This window comes from Cupriavidus sp. R6-3 (genome assembly GCF_059772245.1).
This window is the reverse complement of the sequence record NZ_JCBAJO010000093.1, coordinates 1-17109: the sequence shown is the minus strand read 5'-3', so window position 1 is coordinate 17109 and position 17109 is coordinate 1. Positions and strand designations below refer to the sequence as shown.

The 17109-nt window shown below is 69.5% G+C and carries 13 protein-coding genes; 9 read left to right on the top strand and 4 right to left on the bottom strand.

Annotation, left to right across the window (positions count from 1 at the left end; all coding sequences use genetic code 11):
- A partial coding sequence (locus AC6EI8_RS15245; protein ID WP_498382298.1) for a GntR family transcriptional regulator occupies window positions 1–745 on the bottom strand: 745 nt, incomplete at its 3' end.
- A gap of 185 nt (window positions 746–930) precedes the next feature.
- Here AC6EI8_RS15245 and AC6EI8_RS15240 point away from each other — a divergent pair.
- From AC6EI8_RS15240 to AC6EI8_RS15220, 5 genes are all read left to right on the top strand, one after another.
- Window positions 931–2151, top strand: a complete 1221-nt coding sequence (locus AC6EI8_RS15240) for a pyridoxal-phosphate-dependent aminotransferase family protein (protein ID WP_149317941.1) — start codon at window positions 931–933, stop codon at window positions 2149–2151.
- A gap of 15 nt (window positions 2152–2166) precedes the next feature.
- A complete protein-coding gene (locus AC6EI8_RS15235) occupies window positions 2167–5385 on the top strand; it encodes an FAD-binding and (Fe-S)-binding domain-containing protein (protein WP_498382297.1) in 3219 nt (1072 codons plus the stop codon).
- 227 nt (window positions 5386–5612) lie between these two features.
- On the top strand, window positions 5613–6596 hold the full coding sequence (locus AC6EI8_RS15230; RefSeq protein ID WP_149318033.1) for a tripartite tricarboxylate transporter substrate binding protein: 984 nt from the start codon (window positions 5613–5615) through the stop codon (window positions 6594–6596).
- Between the two features lie 70 nt (window positions 6597–6666).
- Complete coding sequence (locus tag AC6EI8_RS15225) at window positions 6667–7203, top strand: tripartite tricarboxylate transporter TctB family protein (protein ID WP_149317943.1); 537 nt, start codon at window positions 6667–6669, stop codon at window positions 7201–7203.
- A 9-nt stretch (window positions 7204–7212) separates the two neighbouring features.
- Window positions 7213–8736 carry a tripartite tricarboxylate transporter permease gene (locus AC6EI8_RS15220; protein ID WP_149317944.1) on the top strand — a complete coding sequence of 508 codons (1524 nt, stop codon included), beginning with the start codon at window positions 7213–7215 and terminating at the stop codon, window positions 8734–8736.
- 201 nt (window positions 8737–8937) lie between these two features.
- On the opposite strand, the gene AC6EI8_RS15215 is transcribed toward AC6EI8_RS15220, so the two are convergent.
- On the bottom strand, window positions 8938–9873 hold the full coding sequence (locus AC6EI8_RS15215; protein WP_149317945.1) for a pirin family protein: 936 nt from the start codon (window positions 9871–9873) through the stop codon (window positions 8938–8940).
- Window positions 9874–10719: 846 nt separating this feature from the next.
- Here AC6EI8_RS15215 and AC6EI8_RS15210 point away from each other — a divergent pair.
- From AC6EI8_RS15210 to AC6EI8_RS15195, 4 genes are read left to right on the top strand one after another with little or no spacing between them, the layout of a single operon-like run.
- Window positions 10720–11436: an ABC transporter permease gene (locus AC6EI8_RS15210; RefSeq protein ID WP_149317946.1), complete on the top strand. Its 717-nt coding sequence runs from the start codon at window positions 10720–10722 to the stop codon at window positions 11434–11436.
- Window positions 11437–11459: 23 nt separating this feature from the next.
- Complete coding sequence (locus AC6EI8_RS15205) at window positions 11460–12377, top strand: glycine betaine ABC transporter substrate-binding protein (protein WP_150084558.1); 918 nt, start codon at window positions 11460–11462, stop codon at window positions 12375–12377.
- Between the two features lie 50 nt (window positions 12378–12427).
- Window positions 12428–13078, top strand: a complete 651-nt coding sequence (locus tag AC6EI8_RS15200) for an ABC transporter permease (protein WP_149317948.1) — start codon at window positions 12428–12430, stop codon at window positions 13076–13078.
- Window positions 13075–14301 carry an osmoprotectant ABC transporter ATP-binding protein OsmV gene (locus AC6EI8_RS15195; RefSeq protein ID WP_149317949.1) on the top strand — a complete coding sequence of 409 codons (1227 nt, stop codon included), beginning with the start codon at window positions 13075–13077 and terminating at the stop codon, window positions 14299–14301. The genes AC6EI8_RS15200 and AC6EI8_RS15195 overlap by 4 nt, the downstream gene beginning before the upstream one ends.
- A 63-nt stretch (window positions 14302–14364) precedes the next feature.
- Here AC6EI8_RS15195 and AC6EI8_RS15190 read toward each other — a convergent pair whose 3' ends face one another.
- Window positions 14365–15330, bottom strand: a complete 966-nt coding sequence (locus tag AC6EI8_RS15190; RefSeq protein ID WP_149317950.1) for a hypothetical protein — start codon at window positions 15328–15330, stop codon at window positions 14365–14367.
- 180 nt (window positions 15331–15510) lie between these two features.
- Window positions 15511–17088, bottom strand: coding sequence for an aldehyde dehydrogenase (NADP(+)) (locus tag AC6EI8_RS15185; RefSeq protein ID WP_498382294.1), 1578 nt, complete (start codon window positions 17086–17088; stop codon window positions 15511–15513).
- Window positions 17089–17109: the final 21 nt, after the last annotated feature.

The following is a 17109-nucleotide window of genomic DNA, read 5'->3' as shown; positions in this document are numbered from 1 at the left end:
CCGCCGAAGCCGGGGCGTTCGTGCCCTCGGCGGGCGTGGCGGCCGCCAGCGAGCCCTGCATCACCGCCTCGCGCTTCTCCAGCAGATGCTGGCGCAGGATCGCGGCGAGGCGCTTGCCGTCGCGCGCTTCCAGCGCCTGGATCATGGCCTCGTGGTCCTGCACCGCGCGGTCCCATTTCTGGGTCTGCTGGTTGGAGCGGAAGCGCAGCGCCTTGAGCCGGCGGTTGATCGACAGATAGGTCTGGCGCAGCACGCCATTGCGCGCGGCCGCGTTGATGCGGTCGTGGATCTCCTGGTTGCGGCTGTAGTAGCCGGAGAGATCGTTCTGCGCGCGGCAGGCCAGCATCGCGTAATGCAGCGCCTTGATCTGCGCCAGCTCGGCCGGCGTGATGCGCTCGCAGGCCAGTTCGCCGGCAAACGCTTCCAGTCCGGCCATCAGCTCGAAGGTCTCCCAGATCTCGGCCTCGGTCATGCGCGACACGCTGGCGCCGCGGTTCGGCGAGATCTCGATCAGGTTCTCGGCGGCCAGCACCTTGAACGCCTCGCGCAGCGGCGTGCGCGAAATCCCCAGCGTCTCGCACAGCTCGCGCTCGTTGAGCTTCATGCCGGGCTTGAGCACGCCCTCGGTGATGAACTTGCGCAGGTGCTCGACCACGGTGTCGTGCAGGCGCTGGCGCTCCAGCCGGGGCAGCAGCGGGGTGGCGCCGCTGTCGGGCAGCGGTTCCCCTTCGGCGGAATTTTGCATTCAAAGTCCTTATCCGTGATGTCCCGGCCATTCTAGCGCACAGTCGCGTGGAACTGTCCCGCAGCCCGCATGGTGCCGGCAATCCGGGTAAACGAGCGCGCTTGCGGGGCAATTTCCGCTTGGGATCGCCGGGGCCGGCTGCTAGAGTATTTTGAATTCAAAATTCAACAAGGAGGCACCCGCCCATGATCTCGCTCGATTTCCACCCCGCCGGCCGCCACTTCCTGCAGATCCCGGGACCGAGCCCGGTACCGGATCGCATCCTGCGTGCAATCAGCTATCCGACCATCGACCATCGCGGGCCGGAATTCGGGGCGCTCGGGCGCAAGGTGCTGGCCGACATCCGCAAGATCTTCAAGACCGAGCACCCGGTGATCATCTATCCCGCCTCGGGCACCGGGGCCTGGGAGGCCGCGCTGTCGAACACCACCAGCCCGGGCGACACCGTGCTGATGTACGAGACCGGGCATTTCGCCACGCTGTGGAAGTCGATGGCCGAGTCGCTGGGCCTGCAGCCGGAATTCCTCGGCCTGCCGGGCATCGAGGGATGGCGGCGGGGCGTGCAGCCCGACATGATCGAGGCGCGGCTGCGCGAGGACAGCGGCCATCGGATCCGCGCGGTCTGCGTGGTCCACAACGAGACCTCGACCGGCGTGACGTCCGACATCGCCGCGGTGCGCCGCGCGATCGATGCGGCCGGTCATCCGGCGCTGCTGATGGTCGATACGATCTCGGGCCTGGCCTCGGCCGACTATCGGCACGACGAGTGGGGCGTGGACGTGACGGTGTCGGGCTCGCAGAAGGGCCTGATGCTGCCGCCGGGCATCAGCTTCAACGCGCTGTCGCCAAAGGCCATCGCCGCCAGCAAGGCAGCGCGCATGCCGCGCAGCTTCTGGCGCTGGGACGAGATCATCGAGTCCAACAAGAACGGCTACTGGCCGTACACGCCGAACACCAACCTGCTGTACGGCCTGTCCGAGGCGCTCGACATGATCCTGGAGGAGGGGCTGGACAATGTGTTCGCGCGCCATCAGCGCCTGGGCGAGGCGACCCGCCGCGCGGTGCGCGCCTGGGGCCTGGAGATCCAGTGCGCCGATCCGGCGGTCTACAGCCCGGTGCTGACCGGCGTGATGATGCCCGAGGGCGTCGACGCCGACGCGGTGCGCAAGCGCATCTACGAACGCTTCAACATGTCGCTGGGCCAGGCGCTGGGCAAGATGCGCGGCAAGATGTTCCGTATCGGCCATCTTGGCGACTGCAACGACCTGACGCTGATGGCGACGCTGTCGGGCTGCGAGATGGGACTGAAGCTGTCGGGCGTGCCGCTGCAGGGCAGCGGCGTGGCCGCGGCGATGGAGTACCTGACGTCGCATGCCGATACGCCGGCGCTGAAGGCCGCCGCCTGAGCGGATGGAGCTGCGATGACGGATCTGTCCACGCGCCTGGCCTCCACGTCGGTCCCTTCGTTGGCGTCACCATTGCCCGCGGCGCCGCTCGTCAGGCCGCTGCACTTCGTCCGCTCCGAGGGCGGGCCCGGCTCGCCGCTGGCGGCGCGGCTCAAGCGCGAGCTGCGCGGCGACGTGCTGTTCGACCGCGCCAGCCGCGGCCGCTATGCCACCGACGCGTCGATCTACCAGATCATGCCGGTCGGCGTGGTGGTGCCGCGCGACCAGCGCGATCTGCTGCTGGCGCTGGAGATCGCACGCGACGCGCATGCGCCGGTGCTGGCGCGCGGCGCCGGCACCAGCCAGTGCGGCCAGACCGTCGGCGAGGCGCTGGTGATCGACAACAGCAAGTGGCTGAACCAGGTGATCGACTTCGATCCGGTCGCGGCCACGGTCACGGTCGAGCCCGGCATCGTGCTCGACCACCTGAACGCCTGGCTCAAGCCGCACGGGCTGTGGTTCCCGGTCGACGTCTCCACCGGCGCGCAATGCACGATCGGCGGCATGGCGGGCAACAACTCCTGCGGCTCGCGCTCGCTCGCCTACGGCAACATGGTGCACAACGTGCTGGCGATCGACGCGGTGCTGGCCGACGGCGCGCAATGCCATTTCGGCTCGCTGGCGCAGGCGCCCACCGATCCGCGCGTGCAGGCGATGCTGGCGCAGCTGCGCGCGATCGCCACGCGCGAGCGCGACGAGATCGCCGAGCGCATGCCCAAGGTGCTGCGACGCGTCGCGGGCTACAACATCGACCTGTTCGACTGCCAGAATCCGCGCGCCTATACCGACGACGGACACGCCAACCTGTCGCACCTGCTGGTCGGCTCCGAAGGCACGCTGGCCTACAGCCGGCAAATCACGCTGAAGCTCGCGCCGCTGCCGACGCACAAGGTGCTGGGCGTGGTCAATTTCCCGACCTTCTACCAGGCAATGGAAATGACCCAGCATATCGTCGGGCTCTCGCCGGTCGCGGTCGAGCTGGTCGACCGCACGATGATCGACCTGTCGATGGCCAACCCGGCCTTCCGCCCGGTCATCGCGTCGGCGCTGCGGGGCGAGCCGCAGGCGATCCTGCTGGTCGAGTTCGCCGGCGAGGATGCCGCCGCGCTGCGCGCCGACCTCGATGCGCTGGGCGAGCTGATGGGCGATCTCGGCCTGCCCGGCTCGGTGGTCAAGATGCCGGACGCCGGCGCGCAGAAGGCGCTTTGGGAAGTGCGCAAGGCGGGCCTGAACATCATGATGAGCATGAAGGGCGACGGCAAGCCGGTCTCCTTCATCGAGGACTGCGCGGTGCCGCTGCCGCACCTGGCCGAGTACACGCGCCGGCTGACCGAGGTGTTCCATCGCCACGGCACCGAGGGCACCTGGTATGCGCACGCCAGCGTCGGCACGCTGCACGTGCGGCCGATCCTCGATATGCGCCGCGATGGCGCCGCGAAGATGCGCGCGATCGCCGAGGAGGCCGCCGCGCTGGTGCGCGAGTACAAGGGCGCCTATTCGGGCGAGCACGGCGACGGCCTGTGCCGCGGCGAGTGGGTGGCCTGGCAATACGGCCCGCGCATCCATGCCGCCTTCGGCGAGATCAAGGCGCTGTTCGATCCGGACAACCGCTTCAACCCCGACAAGATCGTGCGGCCGCCGAAGATGGACAAGCGCGAGCTGTTCCGCTTTCCGCCGGGCTACCAGCGGCTGCCGCTGCAGCCGGCGCTCGACTGGTCGGCCTGGAACGTCCAGCGCGATCCGCTGAGCGGCGAGGAAACGCCGCCGGGCAGCGGCGACGATCGCACCGGCGGGCTCGCCGCCGCGGTCGAGATGTGCAACAACAACGGCCACTGCCGCAAGTTCGACGCCGGCACCATGTGCCCGAGCTACCGCGTCACGCGGGACGAGCAGCATGTCACGCGCGGCCGCGCCAACACGCTGCGGCTCGCGGTATCGGGCCAGCTCGGCGACGAAGGACTGGCCAGCGAGGACGTCAAGGCGGTGCTCGACCTGTGCGTGTCGTGCAAGGGCTGCAAGCGCGACTGCCCGACCGGCGTCGACATGGCGCGTCTCAAGATCGAGGCGCGACACGCGTGGGCGCAGCGCCACGGGCTGACGCTGCGCGATCGGCTGGTGGCCTTCATGCCGCGCTATGCGCCGCTGGCGAGCCGGATGCCCGCGCTGATGGCGCTGGCCGACCGGATTCCGCTGCTGTCGGCATGGGCCAGGCGCGCGCTCGGCTTCGCGCCGCAGCGCAGCCTGCCGCGCTGGCAGCGTTCGTTTCTGTCGACGATTGCGCGTGCCGGCCGCGGCGATGCCACCCCGGCCACTGCCGGCGCCGGCGCTGCGACGGACACCGCTTCCCTGGCCGCTTCGATGCACGATCCGTTGCACGGTCGGTTGCACGACCCGGCCGCCGGGGGAAACCGGGAGGTGGTGCTGTTCGTCGACACCTTTAACAACCACATGGAGCCCGAGAACGCGCGCGCCGCGCAGGCGGTGCTCGAAGCGGCCGGCTACACCGTGCATCCGCTGATGCGGCCCGGCGAGCGTCCGCTCTGCTGCGGCCGCACCTTCCTGGCGGCGGGACTGGTCGAGCAGGCCCGCCAGGAGGCGCGGCGCCTGCTCGACGCGGTGCAGCCCTTCGTTGCGCGCGGCGTGCCCATCGTCGGGCTCGAGCCCTCGTGCCTGCTGTCGTTGCGCGACGAATTCCTCGGCTATGGCTATGGCGACGAGGCGGCGCGCCTGGCGGCGAGCGCCTTCCTGTTCGAGGAATTCCTGGTGCGCGAGCGCCAGGCGGGGCGCCTGAGCCTGAAGGAACTGGCACTGCAGCCGCTGCCGCAGCGCGAGGCGCTGGTGCACGGCCACTGCCACCAGAAGGCCTTCGACGCCTTCACGCCGGTGCAGACCGTGCTGGGCTGGATTCCCGAGCTGAAGGTGTCGCCGGTCAATTCGTCGTGCTGCGGCATGGCGGGCAGCTTCGGCTACGAGGCCGAGCACTACGAGGCCTCGATGGCGATGGCCGAGCTGTCGCTGCTGCCGGCGGTGCGGGCGCGCGCGGAGGACGCCATCGTGGTCGCCGACGGCACCAGTTGCCGGCATCAGATCGCCGATGGCGCCCACGCGCAGGCGTGGCACGTGGCGCGGGTGCTGGCGGCCGCGCTGGCGCAGCGGACGGACGGTGCAGCGCCGGGCGCGGGGAAGGACAGATAGCGCAGACCGGTCGTGCAGACGGATGGCACAGCAGGGAGCGGGACAGCAGGGAGAGAGTAGCAGCACAGGGAGGACAGGCCGGCACCGTTGCCGTGCCGGGGCCAGACCCGTCCGCCGCACAGACCGCGACAAGGCCGCTCGACGGCCGGCACGCGGCGGACCGATGTGACATTCCAACGAGGAGACAGGCAATGCAAAGCAAGCACAGCAAGCAGGGCAAGCGTTCGATGCTGGCGTTCGGCGCCGTCGCGCTCGCGATCGGCGGCGCGCCGGCCGCGGCGTGGGCATGGGAGCCGACCAAGCCGGTCGAGATCGTCGTGCCGTTCAGCGCGGGCGGTGCGTCCGACCAGATGGCGCGCTCGATCCAGAGCATCATCGCCAAGCACAAGCTGATGAGCCAGCCGGTCATCGTGGTCAACAAGGCCGGCGCCAGCGGTGCCGAGGGCCTGATGGACACCAAGGCGTCGCAGGGCAATCCGCACAAGCTGCTGGTGACCTCGTCCGCGCTGTACACGGTGCCGATGGTCAGCCACCTGCCGTTCAGCTGGCGCGACCTGACGCCGATCGCGATGGTCGCGCAGGACGAGTTCGTGCTGTGGACCAATGCCGAAGCGCCGTACAAGACCGTCGCCGAATTCGTCGAGGGCGCCAAGGCCGGCGCGGGCAAGGTCAAGATGGGCGGCACCAGCTCCAAGCGCGAGGACCAGATCATCACCACGCTGATCCAGAAGAAGACCGGCGCCAAGTTCATCTACGTGCCGTACAAGGGCGGCGGCGAGGCGGCCACGCAGCTGTCGGGCAAGCACATCGACGCCAACGTCAACAACCCGTCCGAATCGATCGGCCAGTGGCGGGCCGGCGAGCATCGTGCGCTGTGCGTGTTCGCGCCCGAACGGATGGGCTACACCACCAAGGTCACCCAGTCGCAGAGCTGGCGCGACGTGCCGACCTGCAAGGAGCAGGGGCTCGACGTCCAGTACCAGATGCTGCGCGTGTTCATGATGCCCGGCGGCATCACGCCCGATCAGCAGAAGTACTACGTGGAGCTGATGCGCAAGATCGTCGCCACGCCGGAGTGGAAGGAGTATCTGGAGCGCAATGCGCTCAAGAGCGAATTTCTCGCCGGCAAGGCGCTCGAGGATTTCCTCGCCAGGGACGAGAACGCGCACCGCGACATCCTGAAGGAAGCGGGTTTCATGGCCGCGCGCTGAGCCGGCACCGCCAATGGCGCGCGGACGGCTCGACGCGGGCCGCCGCGCGCACCGACTGGGAGAGTTTTCGATGGAAACACAGCAAGAGCATGCGGCCGCCGCCGGCGTCGACAAGGACGCGGACGCCGACGCACGCGGCGTGTCGCTGCGCGCGGTCGAGCTGGTGGTGGCCGCGCTGCTGCTGGCGGGCGCCGTGGTGGTGATCTGGAGCAACCACCGCATCGGCGCGGGCTGGGCGGCGGACGGCCCTGAGGCCGGCTACTTTCCGCTGCGCGTCGGCGCGATCGTGCTGGTGTGCAGCCTGGCCGTGGCATGGCAGGCCTGGCGCACGCCGGCCGACGCGATCTTCGCCAGCTGGCAGCAATTGCGGCAGGTCTGCGTGATCCTGCTGCCGCTGTCGGTCTATGTCGCGCTGATTGGCTGGCTCGGCATCTATGTCGCGTCGGCGATCTTCATCGCCGGCTTCATGATGGCGGTGGGCAAGGCCGAATGGTGGCGCGCGGTGCTGCTGGGCGCGGGGATCAATCTGGTGCTGTTCTGGATCTTCGAGATCCAGTTCCGGGTGCCGCTGCCGAAGGGCCCGCTGGAAGCGGCGCTCGGCTTCTAGGAGGGCGCCATGGAGGAATTCAATTCGCTGATGCACGGCTTCTCGGTCGCGCTGTCGTGGCAGAACGTCGGCCTGATGTTCGTCGGCATCCTGCTCGGCATCGTGGTCGGCGTGCTGCCCGGGCTGGGCGGCCCCAACGGCGTCGCGATCCTGCTGCCGCTGACGTTCTCGATGGATCCGACCTCGGCCATCATCATGCTGTCCTGCATCTACTGGGGCGCGCTGTTCGGCGGCGCGATCACGTCGATCCTGTTCAATATCCCGGGCGAGGCCTGGTCGGTGGCGACCACCTTCGATGGCTACCCGCTGGCGCAGCGCGGCGAGGCGGGCCGGGCGCTGACCTCGGCCTTCACCGGCTCGTGCCTGGGCGCGATGGCCGGCGTGCTGTTGATCACCTGCCTGGCGCCGCTGGTGGCGAAGTTCGCGCTGCGCTTCGGGCCGCCGGAGTATTTCGCCGTCTATCTGCTGACGTTCTGCAGCTTCGTCGGCATGGGCAAGGAGTCCAAGCCCAAGATCCTGATCGCGATGTGCGTCGGCTTCCTGCTGGCGGCGGTCGGCATGGACACGGTCTCCGGCACGCTGCGCATGACCTTCGGCTCCACCGAGCTGCTGCGCGGCTTCGACTTCCTGGTGGCGGTGATCGGGCTGTTCGGCATCAGCGAGATCCTGATGACGATGGAGGAGGGCGTGGCGTTCCGCGGCAAGCAGGCGCGCATCGACCTGAAGGTGGTGCTGCGCACCTGGGCCGAGCTGCCGCGCTACTGGATGACGGTGCTGCGCTCGTCGGCGATTGGCTGCTGGCTCGGCATCACGCCGGGCGGCGCCACCGCGGCGTCGTTCATGGGCTATGGCGTGGCCAAGCGGATGGCGCGCGATCCGGACTCGTTCGGCAAGGGCAATATCGAGGGCGTGGTCGCGCCCGAGACCGCCGCGCACGCGGCCGGCACCAGCGCGCTGCTGCCGATGCTGGCGCTGGGCATTCCCGGCTCGGCGACCGCCGCGGTGCTGCTGGGCGGGCTGATGATCTGGGGCCTGCAGCCCGGGCCGCTGCTGTTCCAGGAGCAGGGACCGTTCGTCTGGGGGCTGATCGCCAGCATGTACCTGGGCAATATCGTGGGGCTGCTGGTGGTGCTGTCGACGGTGCCGCTGTTCGCCGCGATCCTGCGCATCCCGTTCTCGATCATCGCGCCGCTGATCCTGGTGGTCTGCGCGATCGGCGCCTACACGGTCAACAACGCGCTGTTCGATGTTTGGCTGATGCTGGGCTTCGGGGTGATCGGCTATGTGTTGAAGAAGCTCGACTATCCGCTGGCGCCGCTGGTGCTCGCGCTGGTGCTCGGCGACCGCGCCGAGGACGCGTTCCGGCAGACCATGCTGGTCTCGTCCGGCTCGCTCGATATCTTCTGGTCCAACGGGCTGGTGGGCACCATCATGACGCTGGCCATCCTGGTGCTGATCTGGCCGATGATCGGCGACCTGCGCGCGCGGCTGCGCAAGGGCAAGGGCGTGGCGGCGGTGGAGGGGAACGGGTAAGAGCCGGTGTAAGTCTGCCCTCTCCCCCGGCCCCTCTCCCGCAAGCGGGAGAGGGGAGCAAAAAACCGCGGCATGTCAGGGGTCGGCGGGTGTTCTCCCTCTCCCGCAAGCAGGAAAGGGGAGCAAACCCCCGGCATGTCACGGGTCGGTGGGTGTTCTCCCTCTCCCGCTTGCGGGAGAGGGTCGGGGAGAGGGCCGGCCTTACCCCGCGCTCTGCACCTTCCCCTCGAACCGGCCGTCGCGGAAGTCGCTCAGCGCCTGGTGGATCTGCGCCTCGCTGTTCATCACGAACGGCCCGTACTGCACGATGGGCTCGCCCAGCGGCTTGCCGGCGATCAGCAGGAAGCGCGCATCCTGCGTGGCCTTGACGATCACGCCGTCGGCATCGGCCTCGTTGGCCAGCACGCCCATCCGCTGCGCGTCGAGCGCGGCGAGCGCGTCGCCCTCGCCGATGCTGACCTCGCCCCGATAGACGTAGACGAAGGCGTTATGCCCGGCAGGCAGAGCCTGCGCGAACGATTGCCCGGCCGGCAGCGCGACGTCCAGGTACAGCGGTTCGGTGACGGGCCGCGTCATCGCGCCCTGCACGCCGTGCGAAGCCCCGGCGAGCACGCGCACCACCGCGCCGCCCGGCAGCGCGACGGTCGGGATCGCCGCGGCCGGCAGGTCGCGGTACCACGGTGCCGTCATCTTGTCGCTGGCCGGCAGGTTCAGCCACAGCTGGAAGCCCTCCATGCGGCCGTCCTGCTGCTCCGGCATCTCCGAATGCACGACGCCGGCGCCGGCCACCATCCATTGCGCGCCGCCGTTCTCCAGCAGGCCCTCGTTGCCGGCGCTGTCGCGATGGCGCATGCGGCCGGCCAGCATGTAGGTGATGGTTTCGAAGCCGCGATGCGGGTGGGCCGGAAAGCCGCCGATGTAGTCGTCGGCCCGGTCGGTGCCGAAGGCGTCGAGCATCAGGAACGGGTCCAGCCGGCGCTGCAGGTTCTGCGTCAGCACGCGGGTCAGCTTGACGCCGGCTCCGTCGGAGGTGGCGATGCCGCGCACCACGCGGTCGATGGTGCGGGTGCGCTGCACCGATTCCCCGGCGGTGGCCGGGATGGTGGTGGCGTCGTTCGGGTTGCGGATGTCGTCCATGTCGGATCTCCTGTGTCTTGGCGAGCGGCGCCTCGCGCCGCGTTACCCAGTCAATGTAAGGGTTTGGCGGAAAAGCGGTAGCCGGGCGAAGGACAAAAGAGCGTTCCGTAGGTGGGACGATCGCAGCTCGTTTGTGAGCACGGATGGAACGCGGACGGGGCGCCAGGAGTTCGGGAAAAGGCCGTGGCGAGGCCCGTTTTTGACTGGCCGGGAAGGCGCTACATGACGGCAGAAAGCCGCCCGATACCGACCGGGGTGACAAGATCGCTGAAGTTGGTTAGAATAGCGACCTCTTTGCCATCCGTTGTTGCAAATTAGCCGCTTGAGCTTCGCGCTCGCCGCGGCCGATTCGTGACCACGGCCGATTGATCCGGCGGCGCGTCGGAACCTTCAATTTTGCGCTGCCACTGGCCTGCGAGGTCTGACCGACCGTCCGCGACCGTTCACGCATAGCCCGGCTCACCGCCGCGTGCCGCGTCCACTGTCGCCCGACCGTCGCCCCGACCCGCAGCGCCGCGCCAGGGCCGCTGGCGCCCGCCCGTTCCGGGCGGCCCCGCGGTCCGTCACCGGGCTCCCATCGCCTCGCCCCCTTTTGCGGCAATGGGCGCCCCCCGTCCGTCCGCCGGCATCCCGCCGGTCATGGCGGACAGCACCAATCTAGCCTGGACCCGGCCGGGTCCGCCGCCATGGCGCATGGCCCCATCGGGTCCCGCCATTGCGCTGGTCCGTTGCCGTCGTCCCTTCATGGACCGCCGTCGCGGCCGTCGCGCCTTGCCGCGCCGCGCTTTTGTCGCCGTCCGTCGTCGATCCGCCGATCGCGACGCCGGCCGGCTTACGGGAGGAAAGATGTCTCTGCGAATCTGGCGTGGACTCGGCTGGGCCGGTTTCATCGTGTTGGCACTGGCGGGCCTGCTGGCCTGGGTCGGCGTCGACACGATCGCCGAGCACCGCGAACGCCTGCTTTACGACGTGGCCGATCACCTGCGCCTGGTGGCGTGGTCGATGGCCCTGGCGCTCGCCACCGGCGTGCCCGCCGGCATCCTGCTGTCGCGGCCGGCGCTGAGGCGCTGGGCCGACCGGCTGATGCAGGTTTTCAATATCGGCAATACCGTGCCGTCGCTGGCGGTGCTGGCGCTGTCGCTGGCCGTGCTCGGCATCGGCGAGCGGCCGGCGGTGCTGGCGCTGTGGCTGGCCTCGCTGCTGCCGATCGTGCGCAATACCTGCGAGGGGCTGCGCGGCCTGCCGCCCGCGCTGCTGGAAGCGGCCAAGGGCATCGGCATGACGCCGCGCCAGCGCCTGCTGCGGGTCGAGCTGCCCAACGCGATGCCGGTGATCCTGGCCGGCGTGCGTACCAGCCTGGTCATCAACGTCGGCACCGTGCCGCTGTCGTTCCTGATCGGCGCCAACAGCCTCGGCGAACTGATCTTCCCCGGCATCTACCTGAACAAGCCGTCGCTGCTGCTGCTGGGCGCCGCGGCCACCGCGCTGCTGGCGCTGGCGCTCGACGCGCTGTTCGCCGCGGGCGGACGCTTCTACCTGCGCCGGCGAGGGCTGGCGGCATGAAGCGGAACCTCAAGGAGAACACCATGACGCTGATTCGATCGCTTCGTCCGCGCACGTGGATGGCCGCGCTGCTGAGCATCGCCGCGCTGCTGGCGAACGCCCCCGCGGCGGCCGCCGATCCGGTGCGCGTGGGCGGCAAGAATTTCACCGAGCAGCTGATCCTGTCGTCGATGACCTCGCAGTACCTGCGCGCCAAGGGCCTGACCACCGAGCTGACCGCCGGACTGGGCAGCACGCTGATGCGCCAGGCGATGGAGAGCGGCCAGCTCGACGTGGTGTGGGACTACACCGGTACCGCGCTGATCGTGTTCAACCGCGTCGAGGAAAAACTCGATGCCGAGCAGAGCTACGCCCGCGTCAAGGCACTGGATGCGGCCAAGGGTCTGGTGTGGCTGCAGCCCTCGACGATCAACAACACCTATGCGCTGGCGATGCCGCGCCACCGCGCCGAAGCCGCCGGCGTGAGCTCGCTGTCGGAGCTCGCGGACAAGATCCGCGCCGACGGCGAGGACAAGCGCCACGCCTTCGCGGTCGACATGGAGTTCGCCGCGCGCCCCGACGGCCTGGAGCCGCTGAAGGCCGCCTACGGGCTGCCATGGACGCGGCGCGACGTGATCCAGCTCGATCCGGGCCTGGTCTACACCGCGCTGCGCAACGACCAGGTCCAGACCGGCCTGGTGTACGCCACCGACGGCCGCGTCAAGGGCTTCGACCTGGTGCTGCTGCGCGACGACAAGGGCTTCTTCCCGGCCTACCAGGCGGTGCCGGTGGTGCGCAAGGCGGTGCTCGACGCGCATCCGCAGCTGGCCGAGCTGCTGAACGCGCTGGCCGCGGCGCTCGACAACGCGTCGATGACGGAGATGAACTACCGCGTCGACATCGAACAGAAACCGGTCGATGCCGTCGCGGCCGACTTCCTGCGCCAGCACGGGCTGATCTGACGCCTGCGCCGGGACGCCCACGGACAACCACGGACAACCACGGACACTCCATGGACCTGATTTCCTATCTGCAACACAGCTGGCCGACGCTGCTGAAGATGACCGGCGAGCATCTCGCGCTGGTCGGCGCGGCGGTCGGGCTGGCGATCCTGATCGGGGTGCCGCTCGGCATCCTGGCCACGCGCTGGCGCTGGCTGGCCACGCCGATGATGACGCTGGCCACGGTGGTGCTGACGATCCCGTCGATCGCGCTGTTCGGCCTGATGATCCCGGTGTTCGCGCGTTTCGGCCACGCGCTCGGCTATCTGCCGGCCGTTACCGCGGTGTTCCTGTATTCGCTGCTGCCGATCCTGCGCAACACCTATGTGGCGCTGGCCGGCATCGACAGCGGCATCCAGGAGGCCGGGCGCGGCATCGGCATGACCACCTGGCAGCGCATGCGGCTGGTCGACCTGCCGCTGGCAGTGCCGGTGATCCTCGGCGGTGTGCGCACCGCGGTGGTGATGAACATCGGCGTGGCCACCATCGCCGCGCTGATCGGCGCCGGCGGCCTCGGCGTGCTGATCCTGCAAGCGATCAGCCAGAGCAATATGAGCAAACTCGCGGTGGGCGCCGTCCTGGTCAGCCTGCTCGCCATCGTGGCGGACGTGTGCCTGCAATGGTTGCAGCGCGTGCTGACGCCCAAAGGAATCCGCACATGATCGAACTGGACCAACTGAGCAAATCGTTCACGCAGAAGGATGGCGCGCTGGTGCGCGCCGTCGACTCGGTGTCGCTGACGGTGCCGCGCGGCGAGATCTGCGTATTCCTCGGCCCGTCGGGCTGCGGCAAGACCACCACGCTGAAGATGATCAACCGGTTGATCCCGCCGACCTCGGGCCGCGTGCTGATCGAGGGCGAGGACACCGCCGGCATCGACGAGGTCGCGCTGCGCCGCAAGATCGGCTACGTGATCCAGCAGATCGGCCTGTTCCCCAACATGACGATCGAGCAGAACATCACCGTGGTGCCGCGCCTGCTGGGCTGGGACAAGCAGCGCTGCCGCGAACGCGCGCGCGAGCTGATGGCGATGGTGCAGCTCGATCCGAACCGGATGCTGTCGCGCTATCCGCGCGAACTGTCGGGCGGCCAGCAGCAGCGCATCGGCGTGATCCGCGCGCTCGCCGCCGACGCGCCGGTGCTGCTGATGGACGAGCCGTTCGGCGCAGTCGATCCGATCAACCGCGAAAGCATCCAGAACGAATTCCTGCAGATGCAGCGGCAGCTCGGCAAGACCGTGATCATGGTCTCGCACGACATCGACGAGGCGATCAAGCTGGCCGACAAGGTCGCGGTGTTCCGCGCCGGCAAGCTGGTCCAGTTCGATCATCCGGACGCGCTGCTGGCGCATCCGGCCGATGAGTTCGTGCAGGCCTTCGTCGGCCACGACAACACGCTCAAGCGCCTGCTGCTGGTGCGGGCCGGGGACGCCGCCACCATGGGCGCGACCGCGACGCCCGACATGCCGCTGGCGCAGGCGCTGGGGCTGATGGACGACGCCGACGTGCGCTACCTGCCGGTGCTCGATGCGGGCCAGCGCGCGCTGGGCTATGTGGCGCGCCGCGACGCGCGCAATCCGGCCGCGGGCAAGCAGGCCTGCGGCGACGTGCTGCGTCCGTTCGCCGCGACCGCGGCCTTCGACGAGCATTTGCGCATCGTGCTGTCGCGCATGTACCAGCACAACACCAGCTGGCTGCCGGTGGTCGACGCCGAGGGCGTCTATCTGGGCGAGGTCACGCAGGAATCGATCGCGGGCTATCTGAGCTCGGGGCGCTCGCGCAGCAGCGGCATTGCCGCGCCCGGCACGTCCATCGCCCCGGCCGCCCAGGCTCCGGCTTCCGCTTCCACGGCCCGTGCCGCCGCACCGCTGCGCGCGGCGGCCTGAAGGGCACGGATGAAGGGCAGGGTGAAGGGAGGGGGCTGAGCGCCCGCGGCACGGCCCCGTGCGTCAGCGCAGCTTGCCGGGGCGCTCCATCGACCCGGCCAGCCTCTTCTTGATCGCGTCGATGGCCGCTTCGAGCTGTTCGCGGCAATGCAGCGAATCGGCGGCCTCGCGCACCCGCCACATCAGTTCCTTGCGCAGATGCCCCAGGCGGGTCTTGTAGTAGGTGTGCTCGGTGAAATCGGCATTGATCATCGCCGGGTTGATATAGATGCGATGGCCCCGCGCGCGCAGATCGGCGTGGAAACTGATGTGCTCGTTGACTTCCCCGCCGTTTGCATCGAGGCCCACATAGCGCCCTGTCACAAAGGCGTCCCTGCGGTAGACCGCGAAGCCGCCGAACGCCGACTCGACCTCGATCGGCGCGGCGTCAGACGGCACGCGGACCTGCTTGGAGGCGACGCACATTTCGACCGCCTGGCGATGGCCGACCACCGCGGCCATCTCGCGATAGGCCGCCCAGCAGTCGAGCGGCGCCCAGGCCGGATGCCGCAGGGCCCAGATATCGTAGTAGCCCAGCCGCTGGTTGGCCGTCATCACGCTCCAGTCGACGTCGCTGCGCCAGCAGCTGAGCACCGCCTCGGCGCTCAGCTGATGATTGATGTTGTCCAGGTCGGCGGCCATCACGTAGTCGACATGGCGATAGCGCGGGTCGTTGGCCACGCGTTCGACATAGACGTTGCGGCAGACCGCGATGCGGTCGCATCGGATCGGATGGCGATCGCGCAGCGTGCCCATCGACTCGAAGACAAAGCCCGGCACCTGCGCGGCGAGCTGCCGCAGCCGCGACACCGAATCGTCCACCGAGTCGCTTTCGATCAACAGGAAGCCGACCGAGGCGAAGCCGGACAGGATGCTGCGAAAGCGGGCCACTTCCTCCGCGATGGTCGCGCCGCAGTTCCGCACCGGTCCGACCACCACCACATGGGCGGCGGCGGGAGGGATGCGTTCGGCGCGCGGCGGAGCATTCATGGTGGCCATCCTTGGTCGTGGCGGAAGACGCGTGACGGTGATGACGTCACTGTACTTGCGCTTCTCGCCGGCGACTGTGGGATGGCTCGCATAGCGGGCCGCGCCGGGCCTGGGAATGGCCGCATTCAGCCGTGGCGCGGCAGAGGGCGCCGGGCGGCGCCCCCTTGCGGCAGGATCGTGTCAGGTGCGCGTCAGCTCGCCGTCGCGCAGCCGCCAGAGCCCCAGCGGATTGTCGTCGCGCAGCGCCGGCGGCAGCAGTTCGCCAGGCACGTTCTGATAGCAGACCGGACGCAGGAAGCGCGCGATCGCCGCGGCGCCGACCGAGGTCGTGCGCGCGTCGGAGGTGGCCGGGAACGGGCCGCCATGCACCATCGCGTAGGAAACTTCCACGCCGGTCGGATAGCCGTTGAACAGCACCCGTCCGGCCTTGCGCTCGAGCACCGGCAGCAGTTGCCGCGCCGCCGCGTGGTCGCCGGCATCGGCGTGCACGGTCGCGGTCAGCTGGCCCTCCAGGCTGCGCGTCAGCGCGGTCATCTCGTCGATGTCCCGGCAGGTCACCAGCACCGAAGACGGACCGAACACCTCGGCCTGCATCCGATGGTCGGCGATGAACTGCGCGGCGCTGGTCTCGAACATCGCGGCGCAGGCCTGGTTGGGGCCGGTGCCGGCCAGGCCCGTGCCGATGCGCTGCAGGCCGTTGATCTCGCCAAGCCTGGCCACGCCCTGCTGATAGGCCTGATGGATGCCCGGCGTCAGCATCGTGCCGGCGGGCTTGCCGCCCAGCGCCTGCACCGCGGCCGCGCGGAAGGCGGCCAGCGCCGGGCTGTCGATGGCGATCACGAGGCCCGGGTTGGTGCAGAACTGGCCGACCCCCATCACCAGCGAGTCGATCAGCTCGGCGGCGATGCGTTCGCCGCGCGCGGCCAGCGCCGCCGGCATCAGGAACACCGGATTGATGCTGCTCATCTCGGCATAGACCGGGATCGGCTGCGGCCGCTGCTGCGCCACGCGCGTCAGCGCCAGGCCGCCGCCGCGCGAGCCGGTGAAGCCCACCGCCTGGATCGCCGGATGCGCGACCAGCGCGGTGCCGATCTCGTTGCCGGCGCCCAGCACCAGCGAGAACACGCCTTCCGGCAGGCCGGCGTCGGCCACCGCCTGCTGAATCACGCGGCCGACCAGCTCGGAGGTACCCAGATGGGCGGGGTGCGACTTGGCGACGACCGGGCAGCCCGCCGCCAGCGCCGACGCGGTATCGCCGCCGGCCACGGAGAACGCGAGCGGAAAATTGCTGGCGCCGAATACCGCCACCGGGCCCAGCGCGATGTTCTGCATGCGCAGGTCGGGACGCGGCGGCGTGCGCTCGGGCAGCGCGCTGTCCCAGGTGGCCTGCTGCCAGCGGCCGTCGCGCAGTACGCGGGCGAACAGACGCAGCTGATTGGCGGTGCGGCCGCGTTCGCCCTGCAGACGCGCCAGCGGCAGGCCGCTCTCGCGATGGGCGCGTTCGATGAGCGTGTCGCCGAGCGCCTCGATGCCGTCGGCGATGCGCTCCAGAAAGGCGGCGCGCTGTTCCGGCAGCGTGTTGCGGAAGGGATCGAAGGCCTGTTCGGCCAGCACGCAGGCACGGTCGACCTCGGCCGCGCCGCCGCCGTGGAAGTCGGGGCCCAGCGTCGCGCCGGTGGCGGGATCGATCGCCTGCAGCACGGCGTCCTGGCCGCGCACGGCGCTGGCGCCGATCAGCATCTCTCCGGTGATCTTCATTGGCTTCTCCTGAAAACGTCG

Excerpts from the sequence above, each read along its gene's own strand:
- AC6EI8_RS15240 (WP_149317941.1), top strand. The coding sequence starts at position 931 with ATGATCTCGCTCGATTTCCACCCCGCCGGCCGCCACTTCCTGCAGATC.
- AC6EI8_RS15225 (WP_149317943.1), top strand. The coding sequence starts at position 6,667 with ATGGAAACACAGCAAGAGCATGCGGCCGCCGCCGGCGTCGACAAGGAC.
- AC6EI8_RS15205 (WP_150084558.1), top strand. The coding sequence starts at position 11,460 with ATGACGCTGATTCGATCGCTTCGTCCGCGCACGTGGATGGCCGCGCTG.
- AC6EI8_RS15185 (WP_498382294.1), bottom strand. The coding sequence starts at position 17,088 with ATGAAGATCACCGGAGAGATGCTGATCGGCGCCAGCGCCGTGCGCGGC.
- AC6EI8_RS15190 (WP_149317950.1), bottom strand. The coding sequence starts at position 15,330 with ATGAATGCTCCGCCGCGCGCCGAACGCATCCCTCCCGCCGCCGCCCAT.
- AC6EI8_RS15235 (WP_498382297.1), top strand. The coding sequence starts at position 2,167 with ATGACGGATCTGTCCACGCGCCTGGCCTCCACGTCGGTCCCTTCGTTG.
- AC6EI8_RS15200 (WP_149317948.1), top strand. The coding sequence starts at position 12,428 with ATGGACCTGATTTCCTATCTGCAACACAGCTGGCCGACGCTGCTGAAG.
- AC6EI8_RS15230 (WP_149318033.1), top strand. The coding sequence starts at position 5,613 with ATGCTGGCGTTCGGCGCCGTCGCGCTCGCGATCGGCGGCGCGCCGGCC.
- AC6EI8_RS15215 (WP_149317945.1), bottom strand. The coding sequence starts at position 9,873 with ATGGACGACATCCGCAACCCGAACGACGCCACCACCATCCCGGCCACC.
- AC6EI8_RS15195 (WP_149317949.1), top strand. The coding sequence starts at position 13,075 with ATGATCGAACTGGACCAACTGAGCAAATCGTTCACGCAGAAGGATGGC.
- AC6EI8_RS15220 (WP_149317944.1), top strand. The coding sequence starts at position 7,213 with ATGGAGGAATTCAATTCGCTGATGCACGGCTTCTCGGTCGCGCTGTCG.
- AC6EI8_RS15210 (WP_149317946.1), top strand. The coding sequence starts at position 10,720 with ATGTCTCTGCGAATCTGGCGTGGACTCGGCTGGGCCGGTTTCATCGTG.